At 57.5% G+C, this 22,490-nt stretch carries 20 protein-coding genes; 4 read left to right on the top strand and 16 right to left on the bottom strand.

Features of this window, described 5'->3' with window-relative positions:
- Window positions 1–120 precede the first annotated feature (120 nt).
- The 7 genes from AP059_RS15395 to AP059_RS15365 all read right to left on the bottom strand — a co-directional run bounded on the left by AP059_RS15395 (window position 121) and on the right by AP059_RS15365 (window position 9,538).
- Complete coding sequence (locus AP059_RS15395; protein WP_059764262.1) at window positions 121–4,086, bottom strand: RCC1 domain-containing protein; 3,966 nt, start codon at window positions 4,084–4,086, stop codon at window positions 121–123.
- A 156-nt stretch (window positions 4,087–4,242) separates the two neighbouring features.
- Complete coding sequence (locus AP059_RS15390) at window positions 4,243–4,896, bottom strand: HAD family hydrolase (RefSeq protein WP_059764259.1); 654 nt, start codon at window positions 4,894–4,896, stop codon at window positions 4,243–4,245.
- A 34-nt stretch (window positions 4,897–4,930) separates the two neighbouring features.
- The gene (locus AP059_RS15385) at window positions 4,931–5,920 is read right to left on the bottom strand and encodes an ABC transporter ATP-binding protein (RefSeq protein ID WP_059764257.1); all 990 of its coding nucleotides are present in this window, start codon (window positions 5,918–5,920) and stop codon (window positions 4,931–4,933) included.
- Window positions 5,917–6,717 (bottom strand): ABC transporter permease, encoded by an 801-nt coding sequence (locus tag AP059_RS15380; protein ID WP_059764255.1) that lies wholly within the window; start codon window positions 6,715–6,717, stop codon window positions 5,917–5,919. The genes AP059_RS15385 and AP059_RS15380 overlap by 4 nt, the downstream gene beginning before the upstream one ends.
- Window positions 6,704–7,540: an ABC transporter permease gene (locus AP059_RS15375; RefSeq protein ID WP_059764253.1), complete on the bottom strand. Its 837-nt coding sequence runs from the start codon at window positions 7,538–7,540 to the stop codon at window positions 6,704–6,706. Before AP059_RS15375 ends, AP059_RS15380 begins: the two co-directional genes overlap by 14 nt.
- Complete coding sequence (locus AP059_RS15370; protein ID WP_059764251.1) at window positions 7,537–8,352, bottom strand: alkaline phosphatase family protein; 816 nt, start codon at window positions 8,350–8,352, stop codon at window positions 7,537–7,539. The genes AP059_RS15375 and AP059_RS15370 overlap by 4 nt, the downstream gene beginning before the upstream one ends.
- Window positions 8,353–8,470: 118 nt before the next feature.
- The gene (locus AP059_RS15365; RefSeq protein ID WP_059764249.1) at window positions 8,471–9,538 is read right to left on the bottom strand and encodes an ABC transporter substrate-binding protein; all 1,068 of its coding nucleotides are present in this window, start codon (window positions 9,536–9,538) and stop codon (window positions 8,471–8,473) included.
- Between the two features lie 344 nt (window positions 9,539–9,882).
- On the opposite strand from AP059_RS15365, the gene AP059_RS15360 reads away from it, so the two are divergent.
- On the top strand, window positions 9,883–10,602 hold the full coding sequence (locus AP059_RS15360; protein WP_059764247.1) for a UTRA domain-containing protein: 720 nt from the start codon (window positions 9,883–9,885) through the stop codon (window positions 10,600–10,602).
- Window positions 10,603–10,619: 17 nt separating this feature from the next.
- Here AP059_RS15360 and AP059_RS15355 read toward each other — a convergent pair whose 3' ends face one another.
- From AP059_RS15355 to minC, 7 genes are all read right to left on the bottom strand, one after another.
- Window positions 10,620–12,779 carry a mechanosensitive ion channel domain-containing protein gene (locus AP059_RS15355; protein ID WP_059764245.1) on the bottom strand — a complete coding sequence of 720 codons (2,160 nt, stop codon included), beginning with the start codon at window positions 12,777–12,779 and terminating at the stop codon, window positions 10,620–10,622.
- Window positions 12,780–12,897: 118 nt separating this feature from the next.
- Window positions 12,898–13,080, bottom strand: coding sequence for a hypothetical protein (locus AP059_RS15350; protein ID WP_048365256.1), 183 nt, complete (start codon window positions 13,078–13,080; stop codon window positions 12,898–12,900).
- Window positions 13,081–13,215: 135 nt separating this feature from the next.
- A complete protein-coding gene (locus AP059_RS15345; protein WP_048365257.1) occupies window positions 13,216–14,505 on the bottom strand; it encodes a M18 family aminopeptidase in 1,290 nt (429 codons plus the stop codon).
- 261 nt (window positions 14,506–14,766) lie between these two features.
- Window positions 14,767–15,402: an RluA family pseudouridine synthase gene (locus tag AP059_RS15340; protein WP_048365258.1), complete on the bottom strand. Its 636-nt coding sequence runs from the start codon at window positions 15,400–15,402 to the stop codon at window positions 14,767–14,769.
- A 90-nt stretch (window positions 15,403–15,492) separates the two neighbouring features.
- Window positions 15,493–15,747 (bottom strand): cell division topological specificity factor MinE, encoded by a 255-nt coding sequence (gene minE, locus AP059_RS15335; RefSeq protein ID WP_059764243.1) that lies wholly within the window; start codon window positions 15,745–15,747, stop codon window positions 15,493–15,495.
- Window positions 15,748–15,750: 3 nt separating this feature from the next.
- A complete protein-coding gene (minD, locus tag AP059_RS15330; protein WP_048365260.1) occupies window positions 15,751–16,563 on the bottom strand; it encodes a septum site-determining protein MinD in 813 nt (270 codons plus the stop codon).
- A 201-nt stretch (window positions 16,564–16,764) separates the two neighbouring features.
- Window positions 16,765–17,502, bottom strand: a complete 738-nt coding sequence (gene minC / locus AP059_RS15325; RefSeq protein ID WP_059764241.1) for a septum site-determining protein MinC — start codon at window positions 17,500–17,502, stop codon at window positions 16,765–16,767.
- Window positions 17,503–17,622: 120 nt separating this feature from the next.
- Between minC and AP059_RS15320 the strand changes: the two genes are divergently transcribed.
- Together AP059_RS15320 and AP059_RS15315 are read left to right on the top strand one after the other, a co-directional pair.
- Window positions 17,623–18,555 carry a lipid A biosynthesis lauroyl acyltransferase gene (locus AP059_RS15320; RefSeq protein WP_059764238.1) on the top strand — a complete coding sequence of 311 codons (933 nt, stop codon included), beginning with the start codon at window positions 17,623–17,625 and terminating at the stop codon, window positions 18,553–18,555.
- Between the two features lie 27 nt (window positions 18,556–18,582).
- The gene (locus AP059_RS15315) at window positions 18,583–19,728 is read left to right on the top strand and encodes a patatin-like phospholipase family protein (RefSeq protein WP_059764236.1); all 1,146 of its coding nucleotides are present in this window, start codon (window positions 18,583–18,585) and stop codon (window positions 19,726–19,728) included.
- A 43-nt stretch (window positions 19,729–19,771) separates the two neighbouring features.
- On the opposite strand, the gene AP059_RS15310 is transcribed toward AP059_RS15315, so the two are convergent.
- Complete coding sequence (locus AP059_RS15310) at window positions 19,772–20,560, bottom strand: MlaA family lipoprotein (protein WP_059764234.1); 789 nt, start codon at window positions 20,558–20,560, stop codon at window positions 19,772–19,774.
- Window positions 20,553–21,851: a serine/threonine protein kinase gene (locus AP059_RS15305; RefSeq protein WP_059764233.1), complete on the bottom strand. Its 1,299-nt coding sequence runs from the start codon at window positions 21,849–21,851 to the stop codon at window positions 20,553–20,555. Before AP059_RS15305 ends, AP059_RS15310 begins: the two co-directional genes overlap by 8 nt.
- A gap of 231 nt (window positions 21,852–22,082) precedes the next feature.
- Between AP059_RS15305 and AP059_RS15300 the strand changes: the two genes are divergently transcribed.
- The gene (locus tag AP059_RS15300) at window positions 22,083–22,448 is read left to right on the top strand and encodes a hypothetical protein (protein WP_059764230.1); all 366 of its coding nucleotides are present in this window, start codon (window positions 22,083–22,085) and stop codon (window positions 22,446–22,448) included.
- The last annotated feature ends 42 nt before the right edge of the window (window positions 22,449–22,490 follow it).

Below are 22,490 nucleotides of genomic sequence, written 5' to 3'. Positions count from 1 at the left end.
TGACGGCTGCTGACTCGCGCTTTTACGCAAAAATGGAGCCTCGACATCGCTGATCTCTGGCTTCTTTAACTGATCCGGCGGCCCGCAGGCGCGCCGGAATAACGGTTAAATGCAGATGAATCAGCGGGGTTGAGGTTTGGACGACGTGTGCTTAAGCAACCAGCGGTTAGCCATCAGCCCACGGCCACGTGACGCGCTTGTGGCTTTGTAGGTGACTTTATCTTTGAGGAACTCCTGGACAGCGCTGCTGTTGCCACCACCGGTCGGATCCCCCCATGTCACGACACGGCCGTCGGAGGTCAGGGCTACGAAGGCATTGTTGTTGGCGTATATCGCTTGAACATCGGTCAGGTGCGAGGCCACAGGCGATACATCCCCACCGGTAGATGCCAGCCCCCATGCCACCACCCTGCCGTTTTTACGCAAGGCCGCAAATGCGTTGCTGTTACCGGCCACCTGTACGATATCGTCCAACTGCGCGATGCTGGCTGGCACCGTTCCGCCCGTATTGACAGACCCGCCCCAGGCCACAACATGGCCGTTTTCCCTGATCGCCGCGAATGATGACCAAGTGCTCACAACCGATACGATATCAGTCAAACTGGCGATGTCGGAGGGGACGCTTCCTCCATACGCGGAAGCTCCCCATGCCACCACAGATTTCGTCTCAAGCAGCGCGGCAAAGGCATAGAAGTTTCCGCTAGCGATGTAATCGACATTATCGAGGCTTGCAATGATTGCCGGGACGGCACCACCATAAATAGCATAGCCCCAGGCTACGATGCGTTTGTTTGCACGTACCGCTGCAAACGCGTAGTAATTGCCAACAACTTGCTTGATGTCCGTCAGTCCAGCGATGTCGGTTGGGACGGTCCCTCCCATGCCGGCAGCGCCCCAGGCAACCACTGCGCCATTGTTGCGCAGACCGGCGAACGCGGTTCCGGAACCGTACAGATGACGAAAGTCGTCATACTCCGAGAGCTTAGGGGGAACTTGACCCCCATTCGCTACGGTGCCCCATGCCGCGATCTTGCCGTCGGTTTTAATCCCCGCAAAAGCAACCGTATTGGGGATGACCTCTACAAAGTCCGACAACGGTAAATTATAAGAACCGCCCTCGCCGGGAGCTCCCCAGACCGCCACGCGTCCGTCTAGCCGGCGTGCTGCATAAGCACTGTGGGTGCAACTGACTTCGGCGACATCGTCATAGGTGATGATGGTCGACGGAATGTCGCCTCCACTGCTCCCGTGGCCCCAGCCAGTCATGGCGCCTTTGTTGCGATGAGCGACGAAGGCCGAGTAGGTTGAGGTATAGCTCTCATGGCCGGAGCCAACAATGTTGGCCGGATTTAAATTGACGGCATCATCTGTGGTGCGCACGTGAAGGACTTTCCAGGGCGCAGTGTCGCGCCACACGGAGGCAGCCACCCACGCTGTATCACCCTGATACTGCCATTGAGCCGTAAGGGGCTGGTCAGTGTTGGCGTTAAAAGCCATCAATATTTGCGATGAGCTATATGCCCGAGAGGTACTGCGGTTGTAGCGCGCGCCCATCACCTTTATCACACCTGAGCCGACCGTGCTCATGACGCTATATTCTGCGCTCGCCGAAGGATCCTGCGGCGAGCCGTCTGCACGCGCTACGCTGTAGAACAGTTCAATATCGAATCCGTCATTGGCGACAACCGTCGCGTACTCGACCGTGATTTCAAGATCTTCACCATCCTGGCTCACGGTTTTATGTTTCGACACCGTGCCACTGCCAGGCTGGCCTTTCCATTCAAGAGTGACCTGGTCGTTCTTTTTGAGGCCGGCCTTTTGAATCAGAACCGTAGCCCCCTCGCGCGCGTCACCAGGATTGAGGATGTCACCCCTCGCTTCCTTGATCTGCGGCGCCGGTAACTGGCTCTCAGCAAGGCTGACCACGAACGTCAAGGGTGCCGATGTTCTGTCATCAGCCTCAGCGTCATACGGGTCCACGCTATAGGTCACGGTTACAGTCGCGTCAAGAAACTTGATGGCGTCGGCATAGGGAACATAGAAAAGCACAGGTTTATTGTCCATGCTCCCGCTAATGGACCGGTAATCAGTGTAGGGAGCGGCCCCATTGGCAGCCGTCCACGTCATAAATACCTGATCCCCCGGATTCATTTCGTTATTGGGGTCTTCAGGAGAACTTATCCAGGGTTCTATCGTGACAATGACTTCGCCTTTTTCACCAATTCCTTTCAGGTCCAGAACCCCGCCCTCGACTACCCCTTCTATAGAGGCAGGGGTAAGCAGTTCGCTTTGAGCTTCGCCCACGCTCAGGGGCAAGATGTTGGATTGGCTGACATCACCGTTGGCGCGCTCAACCCAATAAGACGCTTCAATCGTGCCGCCCAGATTGGGTGTGACGTGTTCTTTGGCGATCTGAAAAGGAATTTCGCGCGTAGCCGAACTGCTGTTGAGTTTGATCCAGTCTTCGGTCTTGCCGGTTTTGGAGCCGACCCAGTTGTAATGCACGGTGTCGCCAGCCTCTATGCCGTTATACATCGGCACAATCAGTGTGACGCCGCGCGGAAACAGCTCAGGATCAATGACCCCATCCACCTTGTCGACATGAGGTGCAGGCAACTCTGCACGGGGTTCGCCGACATTCAACCGGGCGGTATGCAGTGATTTACGTTCGGAATCACTACCCATCAGTATGTAAAAAAGCTCTAGCGTTCCCCCCTCGATAAGCTTTAGATGCTGCCCGTCAATATACATATTGATGGGTTGTTGGGCAGACCACTCTGAACCGGTAATCAAGTGCGGCCGCAGTTTTGGTAAATAGATGCTGCCGTCGGGCAGTGTGCCGAGCCATTGCAAGTCAATCGAATCACCGGCGTTCATGGACGCGTCGAATGGGATTTCGATGGTGGTCTCGATCAGGTCAGGGTCGAGCGCGCCCGCCGATGCGTCGATAGCTGTCGGGGCTTTAAGCAGGTAAGGCTGTCCTGTGACTATGGCAAAAGTGGCCTTGGACTTAAATGTCCCCGAGCCATTGCCTTTGGTCAGCTCATAGGAAAACGAGACGGTCGTTTTGACTAACGTGCGCAGCAGAGCAACGGAAACAGGGATGTCATAAACACTAGGGACATTTTCGATGCGCTGTGGGTAGGTTTCTAACACGGCGACGCCGGCTATCGTGGTGCCCTTGAGTGTCAGAACTAAATTGTCCCCACTGGAAAATGCAGGTGGAAAACAGGCCACAGCCACATCCGTGGTTTCGCCCTCAAGCAGGTCTAGATCCAGAGTGTTGCCATTCACCAGTTTTCTAGGAATGGGGGGTAGTAGCCGATTGCTCGCGGTATCCACCACGATACGTTGTTCTGCACTCCAGTCCTCAGACTGGTTATCAACAAGGTCATAGACCTCGAAGGCCACCGGTAACTCATCCGAATCCTCGGCAGCGAGAATCGTTTCATAATCGACGACTATTTCAATAGGGTTCTGTATCGGGTTTTCAGCTTGCGCATTGCTCACCTCGTGCCTGATGTGCTGCGAGCCCCAGATCAAGTCGATAATATCCAGCTCGGTAATGTGCATATAAGGAAGGATGGTGACTTTGATGCCCGCCATTGCCATCTCTTTATCGACGCCGTTCGCGATAACCTCTTCGGGTAAGCGAAAGAGCAGTGCCGAATGGCCGGGGGTGTCACCATTCTGATCCTGGCCGCCTGGCAGTGTCAGTTTGACGTAGATATCTACCGGGACCGAGGGTTCGGGCGTTGAGGCCCCTGTGCGCAGTACGTTATAGCTGATGCTATAAGAGCCTTCTTTAAGACGTGAAGACGCAATAAAAGCAGTAACAATCTGATTCTCTTCACCGATATTAATGCTTTTGCTAGCCACGATAACGGGGCCACTGTTATCCGTCAGGATGACATTAAGCCTGTCGCCGGGTGCCATGTTAGTCCAGGGGTTAATCCGAACTTGCAGGCCCCTGTCCGGGAAGTTTTTTTGCGCGGCGGCAATATTGATACCCAACTCACCGCTGTCTAGAGCACCGGTTGAGCCAGGAATGTCTATCGGTTGAAGGGTGGTCAGTGGCGTATGCATTGTGACGGCTCCAGATTGTCGTGATGACTGGAGTCATTTCATACTCAATGCCAAGGCTGCGCTACTGTCAGAAATGACAGTGAACCTAGGTTTCCCCCTGTGCTCAAGGGCCTTGCCGTGGGGCGCCAGCCGGGCCCTGGTCGAAGCGGGAGGCGGTTAAACCCAATTAAGAATCGGCCACCCGGCCTGTTGCGCGTGTTCACGTAACACCGGATCAGGATTCACAACATGCGGATGATCGACTTTCTTCAACAGCGGCAAATCATTACGCGAATCGGAATAAAAACTCGCGCCTTCCAGATTTTCTTCCTCGGCGTCCAGCCACTCCAGCAAACGCGTGATTTTGCCCTCGCGGTAGGTCAGGGTGCCGACAGTGTGCCCGGTATACACCCCATGCTTGACCTCAAGTTCGATACCCAGCACTTCATCGATACCCAGACGCTCAGCAATCGGTTTCACCAAATACGTACCTGATGCCGAGATCACCAGAATCCGGTCACCGGCTTTGCGATGATCGGCGATTGCTTTGCAGGCATCGCTGAAAATGATCGGCTCGATGCGGTCCTCTACCCACGGCTCGACCAAATGTGCGACCTCCTCAGGTGTACGGCCGATCAACGGCTCCAGGCTGAAGGCCATGAAGTCTTCCATCGCCAGTTCACCCCGGCTGTACGCTGCCATCAATTCGTTATTGCGCGCCATGAAGGATGTAGGATCGACCCAGCCCAGGCGGCCCATTTGCTCGCTCCATAGGGTGGCGCAGTCGCCATGAATCAGGGTTTCGTCCAGATCAAAAATTGCCAAGGCCATCAGCGCAGCTCTCTTTTCAGTGAATTCAAGAACATCAGGCTACCTCACACAGGGTGCCTGCATCGATGGACAGTGCCACGCGTTGGCCGTCGGGGTACAGATCGGTCGGTGAGCGGTTGAGCACATCGACGATCAACTCCACGCCGCGTACCTCGACGCGATAGCGAATCACATTGCCCAGCAGGCTGTGACTGCGGATCAGTGCATCGGGTTCACCGTGCAGGCTTAAGCCCAACGTTTCCGGGCGAATCGCGATACGGCTACTGACCGGGCGTTGCAACAGACGGCTGGCCGCCTCGGGGTCGAGCAGGTTGTAATTGCCGATGAAGCCTGCCGCAAACGCATCCACGGGTGCGGCATACAAGGTTTGTGCATTACCGCTTTGTACGATGCGTCCCTGATTCATCAGAAAGATACGGTCGCTCATGGTCAGCGCTTCTTCCTGGTCATGGGTGACAAAGATCGTAGTCAGGTTCAGTTCACGCTGAATTTGCCGGATTTGCTCGCGCAAGTGCTTGCGAATACGTGCATCCAGCGCAGACAACGGCTCATCGAGCAGCAACAGGCGCGGGCGGGTGACCAGCGACCGGGCCAGGGCCACACGCTGGCATTGCCCGCCAGACAACTGATGCGGGTAGCGCTTGGCAAAGTCATTGAGCTCGACCAGTTGCAGGGCCTCGGCCACGCGCTTGTGGCTGTCAGTGGCCTTGACCTTTTGCATGCGCAAGCCGAAGGCGACGTTTTGCTCGACGGTCATGTTGGGGAACAGCGCATAGCTCTGGAACACCATGCCGATGCCGCGCTTTTGCGGACTCAGCGGCACGATGTCTTCGCCATCGAGCAGGATCTTGCCATCATCCACCGGCGTCAGCCCCGCGATGCAGCGCAACAGGGTGGACTTGCCGCAACCCGAAGGGCCGAGCAGGGTGACGAACTCGCCCTGGGCGATGCTGCAATTGATGTCGCTGAACACCGGGGTGGAGGCGTAGCTCTTTTGCAGGTGTTCGACGCTGACGAAGCTCATGGGGTTTTGTCCTTGTTCAGAAAGGTGGCAACCCAGGTCAACACCCATACAAAGAGGAAGTAGGAGATCACCAGCGCGCTGGTGAAATGCCCGCTGCTGTTGCGCATGTTGTTCAGGAACACCTGCAAGGTTTCGTAGCGGGTGCCGACCAAGATATTGGCGAATACAAACTCGCCGAACAGGAATGAGAACGACAGCAACAGTGCCACCAGCAAGCCTTTGCGCAGGTTGGGCAGCACCACCAGAAATGCGGCTTGCCACGTATTGGCGCCCAGCAGTTGCGCGGCATCCATCAGGTCTCGCAGGTTGATCGCTTGCAGGTTGTTGGTGATGGCGCGGTACATGAACGGCAACGCCACCGTGAAGTAACAGCCGATCAAAATCCACGGAGTACCGACCATTTGCAGCGGGCCGGAGCCATACAGTTGCAGTAACCCCACGGATGACACCACCGGCGGCACAGCGAAGGGCAGCAGGATCAGGATATTCATCAGCGCATCGAGTTTGGGGAAGTGGTAATGCACGACAAACAGCAGCGGCAAAATCAGCACCACCGACAGCACCAGTGCGGCCACACACACCAGCAACGACTGGCCAAAGGCGGTCAAAAAGCGCGGGTCACCCCAGAGTTGGCTGTACCACTTGAAGGTGAAACCGCTGGGTAAAATGGTCGCCGACCAACTGCTGGCAATGGAGTAAACCAGCGTGCCGAGCAGCGGCAGCAGCAGGATGAGAAACAACAGCCACACCACACAGCGGTGGTACACACTGCCCGACGCAGATTCAGCGCGCGACATGGTAGGTCCTCTTTAGCAGCCACTGGTGCACCAGCGTGACCAAGGTCATGAGCCCAACCAGAATTACCGCCAGAGCGCTGGCCATGTTGGGGTCCAGGCTGATGTCACCCGACACCATTGCGGCTATCCGAATCGGCAGCACGTTGAAGTTACCCGTGGTCAGTGCGTACACCGTGGCATAAGCGCCCAGCGCATTGGCCAGCAAAATCACGAAGGTGCCGAGCAGGGCGGGGGTCAGCACGGGCAGACCGATGAAGCGCCAGAACTGCCAGCTGTTGGCGCCCAGCAAGGAGGCTGACTCGCGCCAGTCTTCACGCAGCGAATCGAAGGCGGGGTACAGCAGCAACACCCCCAGTGGAATCTGAAAGTAGGTGTACAAAATGATCAGCCCGGTTTTCGAGTAAAGGTTGAAATCCTCGATGATCCCCGCCTGTTTGAGCATGATCGTGATGCTGCCGTTGAACCCCAGCAGGATGATGAACGCAAACGCCAGTGGCACTCCGGAGAAGTTACTGGTCATGTTGGCGAAGGCGTTAACGAAATTGCGCAGGCGCGAATCCACTTTGCGCAATGAATAGCTGCCGAGCACGGCAATCACAATGCCAAACACACTGGACCAAAAGCTGATCTCCAGACTGTGCTGGATCGCCTGCAAGTAAAACCTGGAGCTGAAAATCTTGCTGAAATTGGCCAGGCCCCAGCCGCTGTCTTCCGATTGCACGCTGTGGATCAACACCCACACCAGCGGCGCGATCTGGAACACGATAAAAAACACCGCGAAGGGCACCAGACACAACAGCGCGAGCCATTTACCTCGGCTCATACGGCGGGCCTCAACAGGTCGCGGCACAGCGGTTTGTCATGGGCAACGCCCAGCAGCTCGCACACGGTGCCGCACAGTTCGATTTGTTTGGGCTCAACATCCGGGTTGAAACTGAACGCATCGCCCAGAACAAACAGCGGCACCTGGCGTTCTTCGTCCAACAAGCCATTGTGCGAGCGATCGTTGTTCATGCCGTGGTCGGCGGTGACCAAAACCTGGTAACCCGCCTGCAGCCAGCCTTGCAGGTAGTCGGCCAAAATGATGTCGGCCGAGCGCGCACTGTTGCGGTATTGCGCAGAGTCCAGCCCGTGTTTGTGACCGGCATCGTCGATGTTCATCGGGTGCACCAGTAAAAAATTGGGAGCGTGCTGCGTACGCAGGTGTTCGGCATCTGCGAACAGGTGCGAGTCGGGGTAGTGGTCGCTCCAGTAAAAATGCCCGTATTGAATCGCCAGGTCGGGCGCTTGAGTGTGACGATCACGCGCGATGACAAATGGCGAGCGGTTATACAGCTCGCTCACCCAGTGATAGGCCGCGGCGGCGGTGCTCAGTCCGCCTTCACGCGCGTAATGGAACACGCTGCGTTGGTTGGACAGGCGCGAAACAGCGTTGTGCACGATGCCGCTCTCGATGGGCGGCACGCCCGTGAGGATGCACTCATAGAGCGGGCGCGATAGCGCAGGTAACTCACACGTAAGCTTGTACAAGGCGGCGCGCTCGGCACCTACATACGCCTGCAGATGGCCCATGGCATGGCGGGCGACCTCGTAATTCAAACCGTCGAGGATCACCAGAATCACGTTGTGTTTCATGTACGACTCCGCAAACAGGGGGACAGGTGCTTCCCGGCCACGTAGGCGCTGGCGAAGGCGGCGATCTTTTGCTCAATAAAAAGATCGCCGCCTCCGTGCCTCGGCAGCTTCTACGGGGTTATTGCATGTTGATGATGACTTCTTCTTGCCACAGCTGCGGCAGGGCTTTGGAGGTTTTCTCCCAGGCAGCGGCATCTTTGATCGGCGTTACGTTCTTGTACTGCTCGTTTGGCAGCAGTTGTTTTTGCACGTCTTCGGGCAGCTTGAGGTGTTCAGCGCGAATCGGCCGCGCATTGCCTCGCGCCAGGTTGGTCTGGCCCGCATCACTGAAGATGAATTCGCGGGTCAGCTTGGCCGCGTTCGGGTGCTTGGCGTATTTATTGATGAGGGTGGTGTAACCCGAAATCACCGAGCCATCGGAGGGGATCAGCACCACGTAATCATCGGGGTTAGCCATTTTTGCCTTGTAGCTCAAGCCATTGAAATCCCAGACCACGCCGACTTCCACTTCACCTTTTTCCATCGTGGCGATGGTCGGATTGGCCAGTGACAAGCGACCTTGTTTGGCGATGTCGGCAAACATCAACAACGCGGGCTGGATGTTGGTCTCATCACCTTTATTGGCGATCGCGGCAGCCAAGACGCCGTTGGTGGCTTGCGCCGCCGTGCTGACATCACCGATGGACACTTTGTACTTGCCGGTTTTGAGGTCGGACCACGTGGTCGGCACTTCGGAGCCGTGCAAAAGTTTTTTGTTGACGATAAACGCAATGGTGCCGGTGTAGGCCAATGCCCAGTTGCCGTCTTTGTCTTTTGCCCAATCCGGGATTTGCTCCCACGTTGTCGGTTTGTACGGCTGGGTGACGCCTTTGGCCACGGCGATCGGGCCGAAGGCTGCACCCACGTCCCCGATATCGGCACTGGCGTTGTCTTTTTCGGCCGCAAACTTGGCCACTTCTTGTGCCGAACTCATGTCTGTGTCGATGTGTTTGAGGCCGTAAAGCTTATTCAGGTCTGCCCACGTGCCTTTCCAGTTGGCCCAGTCATCGGGCATGCCCACGCTGTTGACAGTGCCTTCGGCACGGGCCGCTGCTTCGAGGGTTTTCAAGTCGACGTCAGCGGCCATGGCCGTGGTGCACAGGGCAATGCTTGAACCTAACAGTGATGCCAGAAAAAACTGTTTCATCCGTAGCTCCTGGGGCGTTTTCACGCTGGGTTTTATTGATTTTTTGCAGTGGGTTGGTCTAGGTCAGCAATACCTGAGCCAATTTAAGGCGCACGTATGACACTTTAATGTCGGCCTCCACCAGACACGGCCCAGTTGGGGTTTCAGTACTTGTTGCGGGTAAGCGTAGACCATGCCGAAAGCCCCGGATTCAGGGGCTTTGGCCGCATGGGTCGGGGCATGATGGCCAGGCGTGTCATCGAACAGTCATGTGATCTGCCTAGGCTTGGCAGTCTCACGGCGCGGCTATTGAACAGCGCGCTGGCCCGTGTTTGGTGCTGGACTAGTCCAGATAGGTAACGTTGATGCAAACAGGTGCACCCAAAGCGGTGACAGCGATCAGCCGCGCGCTGCAAGAACAAATTGAATGTGGCCTGTTGGCCTGCGGCAGTCAGTTGCCGGCCGAGCGCAAACTCAGCGAACTGTTCTCCACGACCCGCGTGACGCTGCGCGAGGCGTTGTTACAGTTAGAAGCGCAAGGGTTGGTGTACCGCGAGGAGCGCCGAGGCTGGTTTATTTCACCGCCGCGCCTGGCCTACAACTTGATGCAGCGCAGTCACTTTCACGCGATGGTCAGCGCTCAAGGCCGGGTGGCCACCACGCAGGTGCTTTCGGCGCGCCTGCAACCTGCGTCAGCCGCGGTGTGTGAGCGCTTGAAGTTGCCCGCACTGTCGAGCGTGATTCAGATCTGTCGCGGGCGGTGCATTGATGGGCGACGGGTGTTGTATGTCGAGCACTATCTCAACCCGCAATATTTCCCTCGGATTCTTGAGTTCGACCTCACGCAGTCAATCACCGAACTGTATGCCCGGCACTACGATTTGCACTATGGCCGGGTGCAGTTTGAAATCGTGCCCACGGCATTGCCTGGGCAAGCTGCCGCCACCTTGAAGGTGTCAACGGGCAGCCCCGGCCTGCGCATAGCGCGGGTTAACTACGATCAGCACGAGCGGCTGATTGATTGCGACCTGGAGTATTGGCGACATGACGCGATCCACGTCGGGGTCGACGTACTGGCGCAATAATCTGATCGGCGTAGTCTTTAATCCTTTTGCAAAATGCCACTCCCCGCGGTGACGACTTGCACGCTCAAGCGCGGGGTTGCCAAGTCCAGCCCCGCCTCATCCAGATGCCGTTTGAGCGACAGGTTAAACGCGCGGGACACTTCCCATTGCTTGATCGGCGCGGTCTTGAAGCGGGCACGCAAAATCGCGCTGCCGGACTCGAAGCTCTCCACGCCCTGAATCTCCAGGGGCGACCAAATGTTGCGACGCTGAAGCGGATCGGTGCGCATTTTTTGCCCAACGTCACGCATCAGTTTGATCGCATCGTCGATTTCCATGTTGTACGGGATCGCCACGCGAAAGATCGCGTAGCCGAACTCGCGGGAATAGTTCTTGATGCTTTTGATTTCGCTGAACGGGATGGTGTGCACAATGCCGTCGATATCGCGCAGACGCACGGTGCGAATCGTCAGCCCTTCAACGGTGCCGAGGTGGCCGCCGACGTCCACGTAATCGTCGATGGCCAGCGAGTCTTCAATGATGATGAACAGGCCGGTAATCAAGTCCGCAACCAGCGATTGCGCACCGAAACCAATGGCCAGACCGATCACACCGGCACCGGCCAGCAGCGGCGTTACGTTCATGCCCATGTTGGCCAGGGCGACGATCAGGGCAATGATAAAAATGGCCGCGAACAGCACGTTGCGAATCAGCGGCATCATGGTTTGCGCGCGTGCATTCGCCAGCCCTTTGCGCGAGCGGGTCAGGGCGTGGTGAATGGCGGTGTCGGCAAGAATCCAGATCAGCCAGGCAAATAACAGCGTGCCGCCCAGGCCAAACAGTTTGACGGTGATTTCATGGCCATCACCTTCGGTGAAGCGGATCAGCGACAAGCCCCACACCCGCAACCCCAATTCAATGAACACCAGCCACACCACCAGATGCGCCAGAGTGTAGACAAAGCTCTTGAGGCGCTCCGAATACAGCGCGTGACGTTTGTGCCCGCGTTGAGGCTTGTGCGCATGTCGGCGCACCAACCCGTTGATCACCATGCACAGCACCACCAGCACGGTGCAGATCAGCGATTGGCGCAAGGCGGTGCTGGTGTCGCCAGCGGAAATGAAGGTGGCGGCCAACGAAATGCCCACCAGAATCAATGCTGCGATCCACCAGTAAGTACCGAGTAACTCGATGGTGTCACTCAAGGCGCGGCGGGTCAGGCGTCGCGATAACGGCTGGTTACGGATCAGGTGCGCAATCGGTCGACGGAAGCGGATGATAAACAGCCCGGTGGACAGCGCTGCCATCACATTGGCGAACGTCGCGGCGGTATGGGCCAAATGCACGCCCAGCGTGGCCACCAGTCGCGGGTCGCTGAGGGCTTCGCCGAACGCTGCAAAACTGCCGATCCACCACAACGGGCGGAATGCCTGATGACGCAGAATGTGCAGCGCGCGATGGCGGTGCGGGCCATCGAGCAGCGAGAACGCGATCACACAAATCGCCGAAAAGCAGGTGCCAATAACCAGCGCGTAGGCCAGCACCATCGCCAGATCTTTGCCTAGCGAGGACGGCAGCGAGTAACTCATGTACACGGTGATCATCAAGGCCACCAGCCACGGCCCCAGTTTGCGCAAGGCAAAGCGCAGCATGTCCACCGCCTTGGGGTGCTGCGGCAGCTCTTCACTCAAGCCAAAACGCAAGCGCACCCGATGGCTGACCCAAATCAGCAGGGCGGCCAGCAGGCTCCACAGCATGATGATCAGGGCAAAGGCGAAGATGATCGGCAGCCACTGACTGGCGGGCAGCATCAGGGCTTTGAGTTCGTCCTGGGCTTGTTCAATTTCCCGTGCCCAACGATAAGACGGGCTGTCCGTGCCGGTGAATTGTTTTTCAAGATCACCCAGCGTGCTGCCAATCAACCCGAGCACTCCCAGCTCGGCCTCGGGTTGGGCTTTTTTGGTCGCATCGCGCAGTTTTTTCAGGTCGGCCAGCAGTTTGCTGCGTTGCTGGTCGCTCTCAAGGTTCTTGATCACCTCGTCCAGCGATTGGCCCAGCGGCTCGGCGGGTTGGGCCTGGGACTTATCCGAACTGCCCAGCAAACCGGGCAAGCCAACGGCCTGGGCTGAGGCCAGGGGGAGCAGCGTCAGCACGCAAGCGAGCAGGAAATAGGGCAGGGCGAGCAGACGAAGAAACAAGGGCGATCAACCTCAAAGGAAGCGGGTTGAGCGAGTGTACGCTAGGGCCAGCGATGATTCATTTCTTGTCACACATGAAATCAATCATCGCTGGATTTTACGAAAAGAAACGAAACGTTTATGAGTTCAGCTTGGCAAGTATCTTGAACACGATGGTGCCGAAAATCAGCAGCATGCCGCACCAGATCATCAGGACGCCGATGCCGCTGGTTCGCTCGCGAAGGGTGAAACCGATGGTCAGCAGCAGCATGCCGCACACAATGGGAATCATCATGGAGTGGAACGCAGACATCTCAATCATTGTTATGGACCTGAAGGAATGAATGCGCTCAAGTCTAGGCGTCTTTACAAAATTTTGCGGTGACGTGTATCAAATTTGAGCCTTTCGCCTGGAGCACCGCTGCGGTGCTCCAGAGCATGCGCAGTGAAATGCTTTTTAAGGCAGTTGCTGGCTGGCGTAGAACGCACTTAACACTTTGACCAGATGCGCCAGGTCATGGCTGCCCGCCAGTTCGCGAATGGAGTGCATGGCAAATGTCGGCAGGCCGATATCCACTGTGCGCACACCCAGGTGGCTGGCGGTAATCGGGCCGATGGTCGAACCACATCCCATGTCGCTGCGCACCACAAAGCTTTGCACGGGCACTTCTTCGGCCATGCACAAGTGACGGAAGAAGCCGGCTGTTTCGCTGTTGGTGGCGTAACGCTGGTTGCTGTTGACCTTGATCACCGGGCCTGCGTTGAGCTTTGGACCGTGGTTGGCGTCGTGCTTGTCGGCGTAGTTGGGGTGTACGCCGTGAGCGTTGTCAGCAGACACCAGCAGCGATTTTTGAATGGTGCGTACGAACTCATCACCTTCAGGCAGCAGGCGTTGCAGGATTTGCTCCAGCATCGGGCCGTCAGCGCCGCAGGCTGAACAGGAGCCGACTTCTTCGTGGTCGTTGGCCACAAACAGGCAGGTTTCATCGGTTTCGGTATTGAGCAGCGCTTGCAAACCGGCGTAGCACGACAGCAAGTTGTCCAGACGTGCCCCGGCAATGAAGTCGCTGTTCAGACCAATCACCGCGGCACTTTGGGTATCGTAGAAGCTCAGCTCGAAATCGAGCACCACGTCGGCATTCAGGCCGTGCTCGCGCGCCAGTTGGTCGGTCAGCAAGGCGCGAAAGTCTACCCGCTCATCGCCCGCGACCTGCGCCAGAATCGGTGGCAGCTCGGTTTGCGGGTTGATCGCCCAGCCTTCGTTGGCGGCGCGATTGAGGTGAATCGCCAGGTTGGGAATGGTGGCGATAGGCGTTCTGAAGTCAATCAGTTGGCTTTCGACCATGCCGTCGCGGCGGAAGGTGACACGCCCGGCCAGCGACAGGTCGCGGTCAAACCAGGGGGCGAGCAACGCGCCGCCATACACCTCAACGCCCAATTGCCAAAAACCCTGACGTTGCAGTTCGGGCTGAGGCTTGACTCGCAGGCAGGGGCTGTCTGTGTGCGCGCCGACCATGCGAATACCACCGTGCAAAGGTGAGTGGCGGCCCAGCTTGAAGGCAACGATAGAGGAGTCGTTGCGAGTGACGTAATAGCGCCCGTTGGCTTCAGTGAACCAGGTTTCGCGTTCGTCGAGGCGCTGATAACCGGCGGCCTCCAGACGCTGAACCAGACTGGCGGTGGCATGAAAGGGGGTAGGGGAGGCCTTGAGAAAGTCGATCAGGCCTTGGTTCAACTCTTCGCGCATAAGTTACTCCAGACAGCAAGGCCGCGAGTTTAGCGCATTGGTCGCAAGAATTGACCTCAAATGAACGTGAAACCTGTAGTCGCTGCCCAGGTACGCAGGCTGCGATCGGGCGCGAAGCGGCCGTAAATCCAAATCACTGCGGTACAGCTGACACAGCGGATTTAACGGTTTTACGACGGCTTTGGCGCCGATCACAGCCTCGTTTTACTCGTCAGTGCCTACAGGTGTTATCCGTCCACGCGCTAACGGGCAGGGCCTGGTTTAAAACGGAGCGGGGCATTCGAAGCGCAAGCGTTCACCGGTTTGCGGGTGAGTGAAACTCAGCATGCTGGCGTGCAGGCACAGGCGCGGGTAAGCCGCGAGCGCTTGCTCATGGGCATACAGACCGTCACCCAACAGCGGATGGCCGATAGACAGCATGTGGACGCGCAGTTGGTGCGAGCGCCCGGTAATGGGCGTCAGTTCAACCCGGCAATAATCCCCGCAGCGCTCCAGTACTTTCCAGAACGTCAGCGCATTTTTGCCGAACTCGTGATCCACCACATGCCGGGGCTTGGTCGGCGGGTCGTAGCGCAGTGGCAAATCAATGCTGCCGCTGTCCAGTTCTGGCTGGCCCCATGCCAAGGCGGTGTAGGCTTTTTCGGTTTCGCGGTCATGAAATTGACGAGACAGTTCGCGGTGGGTGTCGGCGTCACGCGCCAGCAAAATGATCCCGGAGGTTTCCCAGTCCAGCCGATGCACGATCCGCGCTTCGGGGTAGCCGTTTTCTTGCAGGCGGGTGATCAGGCAATCCTTGTTGTCATCTGCACGGCCGGGCACGGACAGCAGCAACGTCGGTTTGTTGACCACAAGAACACCAGCGTCCTCGTGGATGATATGGATGTTCGACAACGGCATTAAAACAGCCTCATGAGAAACGCCAACGGCGACGTGGGAGCCTTCTTATAAGAGAAGGCGCCCAGGTCGCCGTGGTGTCAGCCGGATTGATTAACGATCTGGCAGGGTGATATTGAGTTCCAGGATCGAGCAGCTGCCTTCGTTTTCAAGGGCAATTTGAACTTGATCAGACTCGATGTTGACGTACTTGCGGATCACTGCGACCAGTTCTTTTTGCAGAGCTGGCAGGTAATCCGGCGTACTGCGCTGGCCGCGTTCATGCGCCACGATGATCTGTAGACGCTCTTTCGCCACCGACGCCGTGGTGGGTGATTTCCTTGTACGAAAGAAGTCAAAAATATTCATTGCTTAGTTGCCTCCAAACAGGCGCTCGAAGAATCCCTTCTTCTGTGCATCGAGGAAACGATGCTCAACGGTTTTGCCCAGCAAGCGATCAACCGCATCGCTGTAGGCCTGACCGGCGTCGCTTTGATCATCAAGGATCACGGGCACGCCCTGGTTGGAAGCCTTGAGCACGGCCTGAGATTCCGGAATCACGCCCAGCAGGGCCACGGCCAGAATTTCTTTGACGTCTTCAACGCCCAGCATCTCGCCTTTACTGACGCGCTCAGGGTTGTAGCGGGTCAGCAGCAGGTGTTCTTTGATTGGGTCTTCACCCAGCTCGGCGCGACGCGACTTGCTCGCCAGCAGGCCCAGCATCCGGTCGGAGTCACGTACCGAGGACACTTCCGGGTTGGTCACGACAATCGCTTCATCGGCGAAGTACATGGCCAGGTGAGCACCGGTTTCGATGCCGGCCGGGGAGTCGCAGACCACGAAGTCGAAGGTTTCTTTAAGTTCCATCAGAACTTTTTCGACGCCTTCTTTGGTCAGCGCATCTTTGTCACGGGTCTGGCTGGCGGCCAGCACGTACAGGTTTTCCAGGCGCTTGTCTTTGATCAGTGCCTGTTGCAGGTTGGCTTCGCCATTGACCACGTTAACGAAGTCATACACCACGCGGCGCTCGCAGCCCATGATCAAGTCCAGGTTACGCAGGCCAACGTCGAAATCGACGATGACTGTTTTGTGACCGCGCAGTGCGAGGCCGGTACCGATAGCGGCGCTGGTGGTGGTCTTACCCACACCACCCTTGCCGGATGTAACCACGAGAATCTTGGCCAAGGTGTTTCACCCCTAAGGAAAAAGGACTTTTTAGCCCCTGAATAACATCTCTATTAACGACGGCAGGTGAACAGGCCTGGCGGGTTGTCGTTCGGGCTAACACTGACGTGCAGTCAATACCGCCTGATTACGTACTTCCTACAAGATTTAAACTGTTTTCTCTGCGCTTTTGAGACGGTTGGAAAATGGCGAGAGTATCCGTTAAAGACGGGTGATGTTCAACATGTCACTTGACAGACTGATTTGAACCCCTGCGCCCCACAGCGGATCGCGGCGCAGGTCTTCGGATACTTTGTACTTGCCGGCAATCGACACCAGCTCGGCGCTCAGCTGCTGACAGAAAATCCGCGCCTTGGTGTTGCCTTTATGTCCGGCCAGTGCGCGACCGCGCATAGGCCCGTACACATGGATGTTGCCATCGGCCATAAGTTCCGCACCGGGGCTGACGGCCGCCATCACCACAAGGTCGCCGCCTTCGGCGTACACCGTCTGCCCACCGCGTACCGGGGTGGTAATGATTTTGGTCGGCTTGATCACGGGCTCGGGCGGTTTTTCGGGCTTTTTCTTGACCTGGGCTTCAACCGGTTCAATCGGCCGTTCACGTGCACCGGAGGGCGGCAGCACTGGCAGGTCGATAGCGATGGCGGCGGCAATGTCTTCAATGCGGCTGGCACGGATCGCCAGGGTGCGCAGGCCATGTTGGCGGCACACGCGCATCAGGCCGGGCAAATCAATGGCGCCTTCGCCTGCGGGCATTTTGTCCAGAGCCAGCACGAGCGGTGTGTTGCTGAAAAAATTGGGTGCTTGAGCCACCTTGGCGGCCAGTTGGCGATCAAGGGCTTCAAGGTTGTTTTTGGCCAGTTCCAGCACCGTGATGGCGAGCATACTGCCCTTAAGCTGGAACACAGGGGCTTGGTCTAGCGATTCGGTTTGGCTCATGGTCGGCTTAATGCGGCTTGTCACTTAAAGTGCTGAGACTTATAACGAGAACGCCCGCCAGCCGCAAGCGGGGTCTAACGATGTAGAATGCCCGGCCCTTGTGTCTGTCCGGAATCATTAATGGATCGCCCGCGTTTTCGTGCCACTTTTTTTCACCCGCGTTTTTGGCTGCTTTGGCTCGGCCTGGGCGTGCTCTGGCTGGTGGTTCAACTGCCCTACCGGTTACAACTGTGTAACGGTCGCGCGCTGGGTGCGCTCATGTACCGTGTGGCCGGTGACCGTCGACGTATTGCCGCGCGTAACCTCGAACTGTGTTTTCCCGACAAGTGCGCGGCCGAGCGCAAACACCTGTTGAAAGAAAACTTCGCCTCCACCGGCATCGCCTTTTTTGAAATGGCCATGAGCTGGTGGTGGTCCAAACCACGTTTGGCCAAGCTCGCCCATATAGAAGGGCTGGAGCACCTCAAGCAGGCGCAACTGGAAGGCCGGGGCGTGATCTTGATGGCGTTCCACTTCACCACGCTGGAAATTGGCGCCGCCTTGCTCGGTCAGAAGCACACCATCGACGGCATGTACCGCGAGCATGGCAACCCGCTGTTCGACTTTATTCAGCGTCGAGGCCGTGAGCGGCACAATCTGGATTCATTGGCCGTGGAGCGCGACGACGTGCGCGGCATGCTCAAATTGCTGCGCTCCGGGCGGGCGATCTGGTACGCACCTGACCAGGACTACGGCGCCAAGCAAAGTATTTTCGTGCCGCTATTCGGTATTCAGGCGGCGACTGTCACGGCGACCAGCAAGTTTGCCAAGTTGGGCAAAGCGCTGGTTGTGCCCTTTACTCAACAACGACTGGCGGATGGCAGTGGTTACACGTTGGTGATTCATCCGCCGATGAAGGATTTCCCTGGAGAAAGCGATGAGGCGGACTGCTTGCGCATCAATCAGTGGGTCGAGCGGGCTATCCGCGAGTGCCCCGAGCAGTACCTGTGGGCGCATCGTCGGTTCAAAACACGTCCACCGGGCGAGCCGAAGTTGTACGACAAACGCCGCTGAGGGTGATCGCCTCTTCGGAGTGCTGCGTTGAGTGCCACGCAGGCGGTCACAGGTCTGATTCTTTCCGGGGGTGGTGCGCGCGCGGCCTACCAGGTGGGCGTGCTGGCCGCGATTGCCGAGTTGCTGCCTGAGGGTGCGGCTAATCCATTTCCGGTGATTGTCGGCACCTCCGCCGGTGCTATCAATGCGGTCAGCCTGGCCAGCGGTGCAATGAACTTTGCCAGTGCGGTGGAGCATTTGACCGCGTTCTGGCAGGCGTTTGAAAGCCGTCGCGTGCTGCGCAGCGACTGGCCGGGGGTGATGCGCCAGGCCAGTCGTTTTGTGGGCCATAGCCTGCTGGGGCTTGGCTCGCAGGTGCCGGTGGCGCTGCTCAACAGTTCACCTCTGCGCGAGCTGCTCAGCGACAAAATCAATTTTTCGGGCATCAACCAAGCGATTGAGGCGCAGCAACTGCGTGCGGTGGCGGTCACCGCGTTCGGCTATTCATCGGGCCAGGCGGTGACGTTCTACGAGGGTAAGGGCGCAATCGACGGCTGGTTACGCCATCGCAGGATCGGAATGCCGACGCCATTGACGATTGAGCATTTACTGGCCAGTTCAGCCATCCCCTTGTTGTTTGCCCCGGTCAAAATTGGCGAAGAGTATTTCGGTGATGGCGCGGTCCGTCAGTCTGCCCCCATCAGTCCTGCGCTGCATCTGGGCGCCAACCGCGTGTTGGTAGTCGGGGTCAGTGGCAACCCGCGCGGGCCAGATGCGCAAGACAGCCAGCTACGTCAGTTCAGTGCGCAGCAACCGACGTTGGCACAGATAGGCGGTCACATGCTCAACAGCACGTTTATCGACAGCCTTGAGAGTGATATCGAACTGCTGGAGCGTTTGAATCACTTCAGTCGCGTGCTGCCTCGGCAAACCGACCACTTGGGTTTGTCTCCGGTGGAGGTACTGGTGATTGCACCGAGCCAGCCCATTGACGAAATTGCCGCACGTCACCGACATGAGTTGCCTGCGGCGCTACGCCTGTTTTTACGTGGGCCGGGAGCGACTAAAACCAGTGGCGCGGGGGTGTTGAGTTATTTGTTGTTCGAAGCGGGATATTGCCGCGAGTTGATCGCGCTGGGGCGCATGGATGCTTTGGCCAAACGCAAACAGTTGTGCACGTTTCTGCGGATTTAGCCGTCGGGCTGCGCGCAGGCAGCGCAGCCCGGAGGGGAGAGGTTTACTCGGCGATTTGCAGTTTTCGCGCTTCTGTATAGATGTAGCGCAGCTTGTCGTATTCAAACGGCGAGTCGAACTGGCCATAGCGGAAGCTGGTGTTGTAGCGCTTGTCGACTGCGCCCAGCACCCAGATTTCCGGGTGGCGGGTGCTTTCGTGGGGCACGTTGAGGAAGTTGATTTCCTGGTTCGCGCCGTAGTCGACCACCAGGCCGGTGGTGTCTCGCAGGTTGGATGGCCCCAGAATCGGCAGCATCAAGTACGCGCCGCCGGGCACGCCATAGAAGCCCAGGGTTTGCCCGAAGTCTTCGCTCTGGCGTGGCAGCCCCATGGCCGTGGCCGGGTCCCACAAACCGGCTACGCCCAGTGTGGTGTTCAGCAGCAGGCGCCCGGTGGTTTCCAGTGAACGATGGCCCTTGAGTTGCAGCAGACTATTGAACAGGTTGGGCACATCACCCAGGTTGTTGAAAAAGTTGCTGACGCCGGTGCGCAGGAAACTGGGGGTCACGTAGCGGTAGCCGTTGACCACCGGTAGGAACACCCATTGATCGAACCGGTAGTTGAAGTGGTAGATGCGGCGGTTGACCGACTCCAGCGGGTCATAAACGCTCAAGGCGTTCATGGTGGCGCGTTCGAATTCTCGCTGATCCAGCCCCGGGTTGAATTTGAGCAGCTTCAATGGCTCAGTGAAGCCATCGGCATCTACTGTGCGTTCGGTCTGTGCTTTGCTGTTGTCCGCTTGGGCGACGCCGGCGCTCAGTAGAGCGGCAGCCAGTAATAGATGTTTAGCCACGGAAGAACTCCAGCATAGCGTCAGCGTTGACACGGTAGTTGAGGTTGCCGCAATGGCCACCATACGGGTACACCGTCAGGCGATTGCCGAACGTTTCACGCAAAAAGCCCAAATCGCCAGGGCCGAGGATGATGTCGTCGGCATTGTGCATGACCGCGATCTTCGGGCTGTTTTTCAGGTAGTCCTTGAGGGCGTACAGGCTGACCTGATCGATCAGTTGCAACAGGCTGCCGCCATCGGTGCGGGCGCGCCACATCGGGATGACTTGCTCGGTCAGGTAACAGTCAAAGTCGCACTGCAAGGAGCGCTTGAGGAAAGGCGTCAGGCTGGTGCCTTCGGTGATCGGGTAGTTGGGCGGGGTAATCAGACCGCGGCGGTTGATCAAGTCCGAGGTGAACACGATGTCGGCCGACGAGAAACGGAACATAGTGCCGATCAGCATCGCCATTTGTTCGTTGGTCAGTCGTTCTTTGGAGTTCTGGATGTCGTACACCAGCGCTGCGTTGAGGTCGACATAGCCTTTTTGCTTGAAGTACTCGGTCAGTTTGTTCAACACCAGCTCGTAGAACGTGGTGCTGTTGTTGATGCCTTTAACTTCTGTTTGCACCAGTTTGTCGAGGTTGCTGATGGAGGTGTACAGGTTGACTGGCGGGTTGAGCATCAGCACTTTTTTGAAGTTGAAGCTTTTACGGGTTTCATCCAAGTGGCTGACAAAGGCGGCATTCAGCGCGCCAAGGCTATACCCGCTGAGGTAATAGTCGGTGACGGGCACGTCGGCCTGCTGCGCGCGAATGGCCTGCATCACGCGATACAAATCTTCGGCGTCGTATTGGCTGATACCGGGGGTGGCATAGCGTGAGGCTGCGCTCATAAAGTCATAGCTGGTGGGCGATGACAGCTGCACTACGTGATAACCGGCCTGGTAAAACAGCTTTTTCAGGAATTCGTTGAGGCTGCTGTCATAGGGCGCACCGGTGCCTGCGATCAGGAAGATCAGAGGGGCCGGATGATCTTGCCTGGCCATGCGGTAGGAGAGTTTTTTTACCGCCCAAAAGTTGGCCGGCAGCGTGAACTCACGTTCAGGGCGCATCGTCAGGCTGTAGTCCGATTGACGGATGTCATCTTCGCTCGGCAGATAGGGGCGCATCTGCGGTGGTGTTGTCGCGATGGTGGCTTCAAACGGATTAGTAATCGGGTAGCCATAGGTGGCGGGGTCGACATCGACCGCCTGCGCGGACGCACTCAGTAATAGGCCGCCCAGAAGGGCGACGAGGGGCAGAGAACGAAGCATGAAGGCTATCCCTAGAGAAGGTGCGGAGAAGATTCGCAGGCTATGACCACAGGGCTGACGTCGAAGTGCCGTGGTGCACCCCTAAATAAATCCCCAAGTTGTCGCAGGCAGGCAATTAGCTATCGCAAGATACACGTTGAATGACTTTAGTGAACAGATATCTGATTGCAAGGCTTGCATAGCCCATAAGTGCGATTAAGCTGGGCGCCGCTTTTGCTTATCGGAGTTGTTATGCGTCCTCGTTTGCCATTTATATTGCTTCTAATTGCTTTGCCTGTATGGCTGGCGGCCGGCTATGGCCTGCGTTATGGCCTGATGGAAGATGCGCAGTGGGTAGGCACGTGCGTGGCAGAAGCAACACGTTGGGAGTGTCAGTTGCGCGCCAACCTGGGGTGGTTGATCCACTTCAGGGCGATGGGTTGGGTTGCCGTGGCAGTCGCAGTGGTGGCGTTTTTTGTACGCGGGCGCGTTGGCAGTGCACTGGCGGTTGTGGCGTTGGCATTCGGGTTGCCTGCACTGGCGTTGTATAACGCCAGTCTGGCCGTGTTTGCAGTGGTGATTGCGGGGCTGCGGCTGGTAAGAGCGCGCACAGTTTGAGGAGGGCCAGTTGCAGTGGCCGGGGAGCAGGCCGAGACCGCT

Source organism: Pseudomonas sp. TAA207 (genome assembly GCF_001529285.1).
Classification (GTDB): Bacteria; Pseudomonadota; Gammaproteobacteria; order Pseudomonadales; family Pseudomonadaceae; genus Aquipseudomonas; species Aquipseudomonas weihenstephanensis.
Note: the sequence above shows the minus strand (reverse complement) of the source record. Positions and strands in the feature narration are given on the sequence as shown.

Coding starts and splice junctions, on each gene's coding strand:
- AP059_RS15395 (WP_059764262.1), bottom strand. CDS start 4,086: ATGCATACGCCACTGACCACCCTTCAACCGATAGACATTCCTGGCTCA.
- AP059_RS15390 (WP_059764259.1), bottom strand. CDS start 4,896: ATGGCCTTGGCAATTTTTGATCTGGACGAAACCCTGATTCATGGCGAC.
- AP059_RS15385 (WP_059764257.1), bottom strand. CDS start 5,920: ATGAGCTTCGTCAGCGTCGAACACCTGCAAAAGAGCTACGCCTCCACC.
- AP059_RS15380 (WP_059764255.1), bottom strand. CDS start 6,717: ATGTCGCGCGCTGAATCTGCGTCGGGCAGTGTGTACCACCGCTGTGTG.
- AP059_RS15375 (WP_059764253.1), bottom strand. CDS start 7,540: ATGAGCCGAGGTAAATGGCTCGCGCTGTTGTGTCTGGTGCCCTTCGCG.
- AP059_RS15370 (WP_059764251.1), bottom strand. CDS start 8,352: ATGAAACACAACGTGATTCTGGTGATCCTCGACGGTTTGAATTACGAG.
- AP059_RS15365 (WP_059764249.1), bottom strand. CDS start 9,538: ATGAAACAGTTTTTTCTGGCATCACTGTTAGGTTCAAGCATTGCCCTG.
- AP059_RS15360 (WP_059764247.1), top strand. CDS start 9,883: ATGCAAACAGGTGCACCCAAAGCGGTGACAGCGATCAGCCGCGCGCTG.
- AP059_RS15350 (WP_048365256.1), bottom strand. CDS start 13,080: ATGATTGAGATGTCTGCGTTCCACTCCATGATGATTCCCATTGTGTGC.
- AP059_RS15345 (WP_048365257.1), bottom strand. CDS start 14,505: ATGCGCGAAGAGTTGAACCAAGGCCTGATCGACTTTCTCAAGGCCTCC.
- AP059_RS15340 (WP_048365258.1), bottom strand. CDS start 15,402: ATGCCGTTGTCGAACATCCATATCATCCACGAGGACGCTGGTGTTCTT.
- minE (WP_059764243.1), bottom strand. CDS start 15,747: ATGAATATTTTTGACTTCTTTCGTACAAGGAAATCACCCACCACGGCG.
- minC (WP_059764241.1), bottom strand. CDS start 17,502: ATGAGCCAAACCGAATCGCTAGACCAAGCCCCTGTGTTCCAGCTTAAG.
- AP059_RS15320 (WP_059764238.1), top strand. CDS start 17,623: ATGGATCGCCCGCGTTTTCGTGCCACTTTTTTTCACCCGCGTTTTTGG.
- AP059_RS15305 (WP_059764233.1), bottom strand. CDS start 21,851: ATGCTTCGTTCTCTGCCCCTCGTCGCCCTTCTGGGCGGCCTATTACTG.
- AP059_RS15300 (WP_059764230.1), top strand. CDS start 22,083: ATGCGTCCTCGTTTGCCATTTATATTGCTTCTAATTGCTTTGCCTGTA.